The 11,446-nt window shown below is 63.7% G+C and carries 11 protein-coding genes; 7 read left to right on the top strand and 4 right to left on the bottom strand.

Going from position 1 to position 11,446, the window contains the following annotated elements; translation table 11 throughout:
* Positions 1-34: 34 nt before the first annotated feature.
* From copM to ACOZK4_RS10595, 3 genes are read right to left on the bottom strand one after another with little or no spacing between them, the layout of a single operon-like run.
* Positions 35-412 (bottom strand): CopM family metallochaperone, encoded by a 378-nt coding sequence (gene copM, locus ACOZK4_RS10605; protein WP_421591859.1) that lies wholly within the window; start codon positions 410-412, stop codon positions 35-37.
* A 47-nt stretch (positions 413-459) separates the two neighbouring features.
* Positions 460-765 carry a hypothetical protein gene (locus tag ACOZK4_RS10600; RefSeq protein ID WP_421591858.1) on the bottom strand — a complete coding sequence of 102 codons (306 nt, stop codon included), beginning with the start codon at positions 763-765 and terminating at the stop codon, positions 460-462.
* Positions 766-820: 55 nt separating this feature from the next.
* Complete coding sequence (locus tag ACOZK4_RS10595) at positions 821-1,258, bottom strand: hypothetical protein (protein ID WP_421591857.1); 438 nt, start codon at positions 1,256-1,258, stop codon at positions 821-823.
* 249 nt (positions 1,259-1,507) lie between these two features.
* Between ACOZK4_RS10595 and ACOZK4_RS10590 the strand changes: the two genes are divergently transcribed.
* The 7 genes from ACOZK4_RS10590 (at position 1,508) to ACOZK4_RS10560 (ending at position 10,659) form a co-directional block, all read left to right on the top strand.
* The gene (locus tag ACOZK4_RS10590; RefSeq protein ID WP_421591856.1) at positions 1,508-2,143 is read left to right on the top strand and encodes a helix-turn-helix domain-containing protein; all 636 of its coding nucleotides are present in this window, start codon (positions 1,508-1,510) and stop codon (positions 2,141-2,143) included.
* Positions 2,144-2,223: 80 nt separating this feature from the next.
* Positions 2,224-3,738, top strand: a complete 1,515-nt coding sequence (gene hisS, locus ACOZK4_RS10585) for a histidine--tRNA ligase (RefSeq protein WP_421591855.1) — start codon at positions 2,224-2,226, stop codon at positions 3,736-3,738.
* 1 nt (position 3,739) lies between these two features.
* Complete coding sequence (locus ACOZK4_RS10580; RefSeq protein WP_421591854.1) at positions 3,740-4,873, top strand: ATP phosphoribosyltransferase regulatory subunit; 1,134 nt, start codon at positions 3,740-3,742, stop codon at positions 4,871-4,873.
* Entirely contained in the window at positions 4,870-5,565 is a 696-nt protein-coding gene (hisG, locus tag ACOZK4_RS10575) for an ATP phosphoribosyltransferase (RefSeq protein ID WP_313527791.1), read from the top strand. Before ACOZK4_RS10580 ends, hisG begins: the two co-directional genes overlap by 4 nt.
* Positions 5,566-5,657: 92 nt before the next feature.
* Positions 5,658-6,365 carry a glutathione S-transferase family protein gene (locus ACOZK4_RS10570; RefSeq protein WP_421591853.1) on the top strand — a complete coding sequence of 236 codons (708 nt, stop codon included), beginning with the start codon at positions 5,658-5,660 and terminating at the stop codon, positions 6,363-6,365.
* A gap of 90 nt (positions 6,366-6,455) precedes the next feature.
* Complete coding sequence (locus tag ACOZK4_RS10565) at positions 6,456-7,673, top strand: NAD(P)/FAD-dependent oxidoreductase (RefSeq protein ID WP_421591852.1); 1,218 nt, start codon at positions 6,456-6,458, stop codon at positions 7,671-7,673.
* A 187-nt stretch (positions 7,674-7,860) separates the two neighbouring features.
* The gene (locus tag ACOZK4_RS10560) at positions 7,861-10,659 is read left to right on the top strand and encodes a bifunctional diguanylate cyclase/phosphodiesterase (RefSeq protein ID WP_313527797.1); all 2,799 of its coding nucleotides are present in this window, start codon (positions 7,861-7,863) and stop codon (positions 10,657-10,659) included.
* 9 nt (positions 10,660-10,668) lie between these two features.
* Here ACOZK4_RS10560 and ACOZK4_RS10555 read toward each other — a convergent pair whose 3' ends face one another.
* Positions 10,669-11,115, bottom strand: coding sequence for a hypothetical protein (locus ACOZK4_RS10555; protein WP_313527799.1), 447 nt, complete (start codon positions 11,113-11,115; stop codon positions 10,669-10,671).
* Positions 11,116-11,446: the final 331 nt, after the last annotated feature.

Genomic DNA, 11,446 nt, shown 5'->3' with positions numbered 1-11,446 from the left:
GGCCTTCGTTTTTAGACTTGGCTTTCGTCAAGCGTTACTTGGCGTTCTTTGCCAGCCATTCCTTCATCATGGCAATCTCGCCCTCCTGGGCGGTGATGACATCCTGCGCCAGCTTGCGGATGTCGGCATCCTTGCCATGCTCCAGCTCCACCTTCGCCATGTCGATGGCGCCCTGATGATGGGCGATCATGCCGCGTACGAAATCGACGTCGGCATTGCCGGTGAAGTCGATCGCCATGGCCGCATGCATTTTCGCATTGGCATCGATGAAGGCCTGCGTGGAGGGGCTGCTGTCCTCAGGCGCGTCCATCGTCATGCCTTGATGGGCGGAATGGTCGGCCTCCTGGGCGAGCGCGGGCAGGGTGAGGGCGAGCGAAAGAGCTGCGCCAAGAAACAAGGTCTTTGCGTTCATTATATTTTCCAATTCTGAACAGATTGCGGGAATTTTTCTCGGTCTGTTCAGGACCGGGGAGGCGGATCGAGCGGGCGCTGTTCCAAGCCGGCAAGGGCCGGCGCTATGGCAGGTGTGCGTTCCGAAACGACGAGCAGGCGCCCAGCGGGTTCGATCCGGTCGGCCTCTATCGCGAAACAGGCGGAACAGGCGACGGGGTGGGCCATTGGCTTCGTCTTGCCATGATCGCCGCCGCCGTCCTTGCCGGTCATGTCATGCATGGCATGCACGCCGGCAGGTTGGCCGACACTGAGCGTCGCCGCCATCGCCGGCAGCCAGCCGGAGAAAAGCGCGCCCAGAATGGCGAATAGCAAAAGGAGCTGCCTCATGAAACGAGAGATAGGTGGCCGCCGTGCAAAAGGGAAGGGGTCAGTTCAGCGCTTTCGGCCTTGAGCCCATCCGCATACAGAGCCGCGCTACCGCGAAGGTGCCATGGATCATGCCGCTCGTGCCGTCGACCGTATCTGACTGGCCGAAACAGAAGACGGGGCGATAGAGGCCAGGCCCCGGACGCAGCGTCGTGGAAAAGGTGAAGACGATGGGCGATGTTGCCGCGTCCTCGAGCGCTTGCAGAACCTTGGAAAGGTCCGCGGAATCGTAGAGGCGAATGAGGTCCATGATACCGCAGGGGCTGCTGCATATTCCGTGCAGGCTCGCCGCTTTCGGCCCTAGCCGCACGATGCCGGTTGCGAGTTCCGCACTCCATTCCTCGCATACGAAAGCGCTCTCCAGCTCGCTTGGATTGATGCCGATGATCTCGGCTACAGAGGCGAGGTGGGTGGAATGGGTCTTCGCTTTTAGTGCCATGCGGTTTAGTCCAGAGAGGGACAACCGATGCTCCGGGCATTCGGTCGGCGAGGCGCGGGAATAGGCTATCATGGCCGTCACCTCTGGAAACGTCGCGATTGTGCGTTAGGCGACCTGCGAAACGGCAGTCACAGACGTTTACCTGGGATTAACGGTAGCCGACATCTCAGGCGGCAGGAAGCGGAGTCTCTGGTAGTTTAATCCACTTTCTGGCGTATTCTTGATGCTTGTCACGTCTAAGGGTTGAATTTGCGCGATTTCGTCCTCAGCACTGGCCATGATCTCATTGATCAATTGCGCGCCTATCGCCTGAAGGTTGGTCTGGCTCAGGCCGATATCGCGTGGAAACTTGGCTTCTCGACAGCGACGGTCTCGCGCTGGGAGCGCGGCATGGCTGAGCCCGATCTGCGCGCGACGGGCGCCATCGTCGATTTCCTGCGCCGGGCGGACGCGCAGACCGAGCGGCGCCTGCTCGCCTCCATCCTCGCGTCGGGGGAAAGCCGCAATCTCTGGGAGGGGCGGGATATCCGCTATCTCGGCGGGTCTCAGCAGGAATATCGCGAGAGCCCGGAAATGCGCGCCGTCGTCGGCACCAGCATCCGTCGTTTCCTCACCGGCCATTATCGGGCGTGCATCGAGGATCAGGCGCTTGTCGCCGGTCTCTATGCCCGCGAGGTGGCGAGCGTCGAGATCTATGGCGGCCCCGCTTTGTCGGTGACCTCCATTCCCGAAGGCTATGTTCAGATGAAGCGGCTGTCCTTCCAGTCGGAGATGCGCGGCATCATCCGCGGCGACACCCATTCGATCCTTATTCCGAAGGCGCAGGCGCAAACCACCTCGGCCGTCATCGTGCACAGCTGGGATACGCTGTCACGGCGACCGTGAAGGGGCTTTTGCGCCTTGCCGCTGCCCGCCCAATCCGCTAGGAAACCGGCAACGGAAATACAGGAATTTCGGGTATCCCGATGAGCGAAAAGCAGAAAAAACCGCAGAAGCTGAAAGCCCGCCTGCCGCGCGGCTTTGTCGATCGTGACGCGCTGGACATCCGCGCCGTGGGCGAGATGACGGTCAAGATCCGCGAGGTCTATGAGCGCTACGGCTTCGATCCCGTCGAGACCCCGCTCATGGAATATACCGACGCGCTCGGCAAATTCCTGCCCGACAGCGACCGTCCGAACGAGGGCGTCTTCTCCGTTCAGGACGACGACGACCAGTGGATGAGCCTGCGCTACGACCTGACGGCGCCGCTCGCCCGCCATGTCGCGGAGAATTTCAACGAGATCCAGCTGCCCTACCGCACCTATCGCGCGGGTTACGTATTCCGCAACGAGAAGCCCGGTCCCGGCCGCTTCCGCCAGTTCATGCAGTTCGACGCCGACACGGTCGGTGCTGCCGGCGTGCAGGCCGATGCCGAAATGTGCATGATGTTCGCCGATACGATGGAAGCGCTCGGCATTGCCCGCGGCGATTACGTCATTCGCGTCAACAACCGCAAGGTTCTGGACGGCGTGCTGGAAGCGATCGGCCTTGGTGGCGACGACAAGGCGGGCGCGCGCCTCACCGTGCTGCGCGCCATCGACAAGCTCGACAAGTTCGGCCCCGAAGGCGTCAGGCTGCTGCTCGGCGCCGGCCGCAAGGACGAATCCGGCGACTTTACCAAGGGCGCCGGCCTTTCCGACAACCAGATCGAGAAGGTCCTCTTCTTCGTCGGCATCAAGGACTATGCCGAAAGTGCTGCCGACCTCGCCAAGCTGCTCGAAGGCAGCACGCGCGGTGGCGAAGGCGTCGATGAACTGAACCAGATCGGCCACCTCGTCACCTCTGCGGGCTATGGCTCCGACCGCATCAAGATCGACCCCTCCGTCGTGCGCGGCCTCGAATACTACACCGGCCCCGTCTTCGAAGCCGAACTCCAGTTCGCCGTCACCAACGAGAAGGGCGAGAAGGTCGTCTTCGGTTCGGTCGGCGGCGGCGGCCGTTATGACGGTCTCGTCTCGCGCTTCATGGGCCAGCCGGTGCCGGCCACGGGCTTTTCCATCGGCGTCTCGCGCCTGATGACGGCGCTGAAGAACCTCGGCAAGCTCGGGGCTTCCGAGGTTGTCGCGCCCGTTCTCGTCACCGTCATGGACGGCGATATCGAGAGCATGGGCCGCTACCAGCGCTTCACGCAGGAACTGCGCGCCGCCGGCATTCGCGCCGAGATGTACCAGGGCAACTGGAAGAAGTTCGGCAACCAGCTGAAATATGCCGACCGCCGCAACGCCCCCGTCGCCATCATCCAGGGCGGCGACGAGCGCGCCGAGGGCCTCGTGCAGATCAAGGACCTGATCGAGGGCAAGCGCCTCTCCGGCGAGATCGAGGACAACACGACGTGGCGCGAAGCCCGCGTGGCGCAGGTCTCCGTGCCGGAAGCCGAGCTGGTCGCCAAGGTGCGCGAAATCCTCGCCGCGCAGGCTGAAGACCGGGCACGGGCCGGCTGAGATGCCTCTCGTCAACCTCCCCGCGTTCGCGCCCGATCTGATCGCCGATCTTGAAAAGCTCGGCACGGAGCGCGTCGATACGCCGGTCATCCAGCCGGCGGAGCCCTTCCTCGACATGGCGGGTGAGGACCTGCGGCGGCGCATCTTCATGACGGAGAGCGAGACGGGCAAGAGCCTGTGCCTGCGCCCCGAATTCACCATCCCCGTCTGCCTGCGCCATATCGAGACCGCGACCGGCACGCCGAAGCGCTATGCCTATCTCGGCGAAGTCTTCCGCCAGCGCCGCGAGGGCTCGAACGAGTTCTATCAGGCCGGCATCGAAGACCTTGGCGAGCCCGATGTCGCCCGCGCCGATGCGCGCGCCGTGCGCGATGCGCTGGCCGTGCTGAAGAACCGCCTGCCGGGTCGCAAACTCTCCGTCATGCTCGGCGACCAGTCGGTCTTCGAAGCGGTCGTCGCCGCCTGCGGCCTGCCGGCCGGCTGGCAGAAGCGGCTGGTGCATGCCTTCGGTAATCAGGCGCAGCTGCAGAAGCTGATGGCGGATCTCTCCAATCCCGCCCCATCCGGGACCTTCGGCCCGGAGGTCGAGCGCCTTGCCATTTTCGGCACGCTCGACGACGAGGCACGGCTGATCGCCCATATCGACGAGACGATGGAAGCGACCGGCTATTCCACCAATGCCAGCCGAAGCCCGGCCGATATCGCGCGGCGCCTGCGCGAGAAGATGGAACTCGCCAACACCCGCCTTGATGGCCGCACTCTGGCGCTGCTCAAGGAGTTCCTCGCGCTGGAACTGAGCCTGGCCGATGCCCCCAGGGCGCTCGCCGCCTTCGCGGACAAGGCCGGCCTGTCGCTCGGCGAAGCGCTCTTCCGTTTCGAAAGCCGCGTCGCGGCGCTTCGCGAAACCGGCGTCGATCCGGCTGACATCACCTACCGTGCGGCCTTCGGCCGTCCGCTCGATTATTATACCGGCCTCGTGTTCGAGATCGCGCCGGAGGGTGACGCGCTGGTACTCGCCGGCGGCGGCCGCTTCGACCGGCTGCTGACGCTGCTCGGCGCCAGGGAGCGCATTCCGGCCGTCGGCTTCTCGCTCTGGCTCGACCGCATCGCAAGCGTCAAGGGGCAAGCCGCATGACCATCACCATCGGCCTGCCCTCCAAAGGGCGCATGAAGGAAGACAGTTCCGCCGTGCTCGCCCGCGCCGGCTTTCCCGTCACCGCCGTCGGCAATGACCGCTCCTATCGCGGCCGTGTCGAAGGCCGCGACGATATCGAGATCGCCTTCCTCTCTGCCTCCGAAATCTCGCGCGAGATCGCCAACGGCACCGTCGATTTCGGCGTGACGGGTGAAGACCTCGTGCGCGAGGGGCTGGCGGAAGCCGATGCCCGCGTCGAATTCTGCGCCCGGCTCGGCTTCGGCCATGCCGATGTTGTCGTCGCCGTGCCGGAAATCTGGCTCGACGTCGACACGATGGCCGATCTCGGCGACGTCGCCGCCGATTTCCGCGCCCGCCACGGCCGCCGCCTGACCATCGCCACCAAATACTGGCGGCTGACCCAGCAGTTCTTCTCCGGCAACCACGGCATCCAGCTTTACCGCATCGTCGAAAGCCTCGGCGCCACCGAGGGTGCGCCGGCTTCGGGGTCGGCCGATATCATCGTCGACATCACCTCGACAGGCTCGACACTGGTCGCCAACCACCTGAAGATCCTGTCCGATGGCGTGATCCTGAAATCGGAAGCCTGCCTCGTTCGCGCCCGCAAGGCCGAACATGCCGGCGATCCGGTCGTGGCCGAGATCATCGAAGCGGTGCGCGGCGCGCTCTGAGGCGCGCCCTTCCAGCGCGGAAAATTTTCTCCCGTACCTGACATCGTCAGATGTTGCGCCCTATCTGTGGGGTCCTGCACCGAGGAGTTTTCATGTCCGATCTGTCGTCCTTCCCCATCACCAAGAAATGGCCCGCCAAGAACCCCGATATCATCCAGCTCTATTCGCTGCCGACGCCGAACGGCGTGAAGGTGGCGATCGCGCTGGAAGAGCTCGGCCTTGCCTATGAGCCGCATCGCATCGAGTTCGGGCCTGATGGCGTGAAGTCGCCGGCGTTCATTTCGCTCAATCCGAACGGCCGCATTCCGGCGATCATCGATCCCAATGGTCCGGGCGGCAAGCCGATCGGCCTCTTCGAATCGGGCGCGATCCTCGTCTATCTCGCGGAAAAGACCGGCAAGCTGATCCCGGCCGATGCCGCCGGGCGTTATGAGACGCTGGCCTGGGTGATGTTCCAGATGAGCGGCATCGGGCCGATGTTCGGCCAGTTCGGTCACTTCCACAAGTTTGCCGCCGACAAGGTCGCCAACAATCCCTATCCCGCCGAGCGTTACCGCGAGGAATCACGACGCCTGCTCTCCATTCTGGAAGAGCGGCTGAAAGATCGTGAGTGGATCATGGGCGACGAATACACCATCGCCGACATCACGACCTTCCCGTGGATCCGCGGTGCCGACATCTTCTATGGCGGCCGCGAAGCGCTGGGTTATGCCGATTTCCCGGCCGTCATGGCCTGGCTGGAGCGCTGCGTCGCCCGTCCGGCGAGCCAGAAGGGCCTCGAAATCCCCGCCAAGGCCTGACGCAAACGAAAAATCCGGCGGCGGCGGCCATGTTGACGCCGCCCGCCGACGCGGGCTACGTCTGGGAAAACAGGCAAGGGACGGAATATCGTGACGGGAAGACTGGTTGTTGTGGGCGGTGGTCAGGCCGCATTCGCCCTCGTTGCCAAATTGCGTGCGCTGAAGGACGAGCGGCCGATCACCATCATCGCCGCCGAAGCGAGCCACCCCTACCAACGACCGCCGCTCTCGAAGAAGTACCTGCTCGGCGAGGCCGATCTTTCCCGCCTGATGTTCCGCCCGGAAAACTGGTATCCCGACAACAATATCGACATCCGCCTCTCCACCGAGGTGACGGCGATTGACCGTGACGCCAAGACCGTGACGCTCAGCGACGGTTCGACGCTGCATTACCAGTTCCTGGCACTGGCGACTGGCGCGACGCCGCGCCGTCTGCCGGCCGAGATCGGCGGCGACCTCGATGGCGTCTTCACCGTCCGCGATTACCGCGATGCCGACCGGCTTGGCCTGGAAATGCAGGAGGGCCGTCGGGCGCTGGTTATCGGCGGCGGTTATATAGGTCTTGAGGCGGCGGCTGTCGCGCGGGGCAGGGGGCTTCATGTTACCGTCATCGAAATGGCCGACCGCATCCTCGCCCGCGTCGCCTCGCCGGCAACCGCGACGATCCTCAAGGCCATCCACAATGCCCGCGGCGTCGATGTGCGCGAAAAGACCGGCCTCGTGCGCCTGCTCGGCGAAAACGGCCGCGTCACCGGCGCGGAACTGACGGATGGTTTCGTGCTGCCCGTCGATGTCGTCATCGCCGGCATCGGCGTCACGGCCAATGACCAGCTTGCCCGCGCTGCCGGCCTTGAGGTCACCAACGGCATTGTCGTCGATGTCCATGCCCGCACCTCCGATCCCGCGATCTTCGCCATGGGCGACTGCGCCGTGCTGCCTTTCGAGGGTAATCGCGTGCGGCTCGAATCCGTGCAGAACGCCGTGGACCAGGGCGAGGCTGCCGCCGCCGTTATCGCCGGCGGGGATGCGCCCTATGAGCCTAAGCCGTGGTTCTGGTCGGACCAGTATGATGTGAAGCTGCAGATCGCCGGCTTCTGTATGGGCTTCGACGATACGTTCGTTCGTCCCGGCCAGCGCGAGGGCGCCGTCTCGGTCTGGTATTTCCGGGATGGTAAACTGATTGCGGTCGATGCGGTCAACGATGCCAAGGCCTATGTGGTCGGCAAGAAGCTGATCGAGATGGGCCGCACGCCGGAGCGGGCGGCGCTGGAAGATCCGGCGACGGACCTCAAAGCGCTGACGCTTTAGGGTTTTCGCCGCTGAGGTGTGGTGCGAGACTGTTACATACTAAAACAGTTGCATCGTTTTGATATTCGTTAAGTATGATAATAGGCAGGCCCGTCGGACGCCGCCCGATACTTTCTGAATTCACTCATTTTTTAGTCTTCTCCGGCTGAGTGGGCGTCATAGCAGCTCCCACCCGGTGAAATCCTCCATGCTCCGTATCCTGACCTGCCTGACCGTCGAGCACGACCTGCGGCTCGTGCTCCTTGCGGCGCTGATCTGCTTCCTCTCCTGCTATGTTGCGGTGACGTTGACGCAGCGGGCGCTGGTGGCCGAGGGCACGGCGCGCACTCTCTGGCTGGGCGCGGCCGGCACGTCGAGCGGCTTCGGCATCTGGGCGACGCATTTCATCGCCATGCTCGCCTATGACCCCGGCGTCGCCATGGGCTTCGACATGGAGCTGACTCTGCTCTCGCTCGGCGTCGCCATCGTCGTTACCACGATGGGGCTTGCCATTGCCACCTATGTCAGCGGCCGTAGCGCCGTGACTGCCGGCGGCCTGCTGCTCGCGGCCGGCATCAGCTCCATGCATTATATCGGCATGTCCGCTGTGGAACTGCCGGGCGTGTTCACCTGGGATAGGACCTATGTTGTGGCCTCGCTCGCCTGCGCCGGGCTGTTCGGCGTGCTGGCGCTGATGTTCTGCATGCGCCCGCAGCAGAGTGTGCGTGACCGCGCGGCGGCGACCGGCCTGATGGCGCTTGGCGTGGTCTCGCTGCATTTTACAGCCATGGCGGCCGTTCGTGTCGAACCGGGCCTGATGCCGGTCAGCAATGACACGATGCTGTCGACGAGCCTCATGGTGCCGCTCATCGCGGTTGTCGCCTTCTCGCTGCTCTTCACCGGCCTGACGGCCGCCGTCTTCGCCCGCCAGGCGGAACTTGCGGCGAATGAAAGCACACGCCAGTTCGCCATGCTCGTGCAGGGCGTCAAGGACTATGCCATCTACATGCTCGATCCCGCCGGCCGCGTCGCCAACTGGAACGAGGGGGCCGAGCGCAACAAGGGCTACAAGGCGCACGAGATCGTGGGTCGGCATTTTTCGCAGTTCTACAGTGCGGAGGACCTCGCCAATGGCTTGCCGGACCGGGCGTTGCGCACCGCACGTGAGGAAGGCAAATACGAAAGCGAGGGCTGGCGTTACCGCAAGGACGGTTCGCGTTTCTGGGCCCATGTCGTGCTTGATCCCATCTATGATGCCGGTGGTGCGCTGATCGGCTATGCCAAGATCACCAAGGATGTGACGAAGGAGAAGGCCGCTGCCGACCGGCTGGCCGACGTCACCAAGAACCTCGACCTGGCGCTGGAAAACATGTCACAGGGTCTCTGCCTGTTCGACAAGGACGAACGCCTGCTGATCGCCAACAAGCGCTACAGCGAAATCTTCGGCTTCCCGGAAGGCCGCATCCAGCCGGGCATGACGCTGCGCGAGATCGTCGACCAGGGCGTCGCCGACGTCTATGCCGATCCGGAAATCTGGAAGCCGCGGGCGCGCGACATGTATGCGCGCCGCCGCGCTGCCATCCAGGCGAACGACGGCGGCGTGCTCATTGAGAAACTGTCGAACGGCGTTTCCGTGCAGCTGCGCTACCGCACGCTGCCGGATGGCGCCTGGGTTGCGACCTATGAGGACATATCCGAACGCCTGCGCTCCGAGGAGCAGATCTCCTTCCTCGCCCGCCATGACGGCCTGACCGGCCTGCCCAATCGGGCAAGCTTCAACGCCAGTCTGGAGGCCGATCTCTTCTCCGCCCGCCGCTCCGGCGGCCTCGTTGCGGCCATCGGTATCGATCTCGACAAGTTCAAGGAAATCAACGACACGCGCGGCCATGCTGCGGGCGACGAGGTTCTGACCACGCTCGCAAAGCGCATGCAGGCCTGCCTTGAGGCCGACGAGACCGTCGCGCGCTTCGGCGGCGACGAATTCGCGGCCGCCAAGCGCTTCGAGGACATGGCGGATCTCACCGATTTCATCCAGCGCCTCGAAACCTGCCTCAACGACGAAATCCGCATCGACGGCTATGACATCAAGCCGGGTGCGAGCCTCGGCGTCGCCATCTATCCGCAGGATGCCGATAATGTCGAAGCACTGCTCAACAATGCCGATCTCGCCATGTACCGTGCCAAGGATGCGCTGACCGAAACGGTCTGCTTCTACGAGGTCTCGATGGACGAGGCCGCCCGCAGCCGCCGCCTGATTGCAAACGATCTCTGGCAGGCCGTCGAGCGCAAGGAATTGCAGCTGCACTATCAGGTGCAGAAGGCCGTCACGTCGGGCGAGACCATCGGCTACGAGGTGCTGTTGCGCTGGCATCATCCGGTGCGCGGCACGATCCCGCCGTCAGAATTTATCCCGGTTGCCGAAGAGTGCGGCGCCATCCTGCCGATCGGCGAATGGGTGCTGCGCGAAGCCTGCCGCGAGGCCGCGACCTGGGGCAACGACTACAAGATTGCCGTCAACCTTTCACCCGTGCAGCTCGGCAATGCCGATGTCGCCGATCTCGTGCACCGCGTGCTTTTGGAGACCGGCCTCAGCCCGCGCCGGCTGGAGCTCGAAATCACGGAATCGACGATCATCGGCGACAAGGAGCGCGCGCTCAACACGCTGCGCCGCATCAAGGCCTTCGGCGTCACGATCGCCATCGACGATTTCGGCACGGGCTATTCCTCGCTCGAAACGCTGCGCGCCTTCCCCTTCGACAAGATCAAGCTCGATCGCAGCTTCATGAGCGAGGTGGAGGCAAGCCCCGAGGCGAAAGCCATCATCCGCGCCATCCTGGCGCTTGGCCAGTCGCTGCGCGTGCCGGTTCTGGCGGAAGGCGTGGAGACGCGCAGCCAGCTCGACATCCTTCTCGACGAAGGCTGCGACGAGGCGCAGGGCTATTTCCTGGGACGTCCGGTGCCGGTGGAACGCATCCGCATCGACACGGAGAAGAGCGAAGCGGCGTAACGCCGCTTCCTACTGCCGCTTGAAGCGCCGCCCGACCAGATCGATCTGGAAGCGCGGGAAGATGAAGACGCCGATGATCGTACCGGCGTATTTCTCCTCAAGCCCCGTCGATTCCCCGACGCAGAACACCGGCTGGCGCGGCGCGCCGTCGAGATGGATCGTCGTGGAGAAGCAGAAGGACGAGGAGGAGGCCGCCGCCTGCTCGAAGAGCTCCAGCACGCGAGTGCGGTCGAGCGGCTCGTAGCAGCGGATGAGATTGAGCAGCCCGCAGGTGCGCTGCGTCAGGCCGTGCGCCTGCGTCGCCTTATCGCCAAGCGTGAACAGGCCGTTGGAAAGGTCGCCGGTCCAGCGCTCCGTCACACAGTATTGCGTCAACAGCTCGTTGTCCGTCTCGTCGAACTCCATCGAGCCCGGCAGAAATGGCGACGAGAGATCAGTCTTGATTATCTTGAACACCTACGACCTCAGGCAGTTGCTCGAATTTGACCGACACGTCGCGGCTTGCAGGCACGCAACATGCTAAAAAGCAGTGCCGGCTGACCTCCTCGAAGTCTGCCGCCCCCACTTTCTCATGAACTGAACTGCATCCGGCTCCGTCTGTGCATGCGGGTCGGACGTACGCGAGAAAACCACCGCTGCCTCTCCATTCAGGTCGTCGGCGGTTTCTATCAAAATCGTTCGGGATATCTGGCTGCACGATAAGCGGCGAAAATGATGCCGTTCCCCAGCGCCTGAACCCCTTGTGAATCTTTAAAGTTCACTTGGAGCGTCTTTATAGTGGGTTTTT

Source organism: Shinella sp. M27, assembly GCF_049199905.1.
In the GTDB taxonomy this organism is placed as follows: Bacteria; Pseudomonadota; Alphaproteobacteria; order Rhizobiales; family Rhizobiaceae; genus Shinella.
This window is presented reverse-complemented; position numbering and strand designations above follow the sequence as displayed.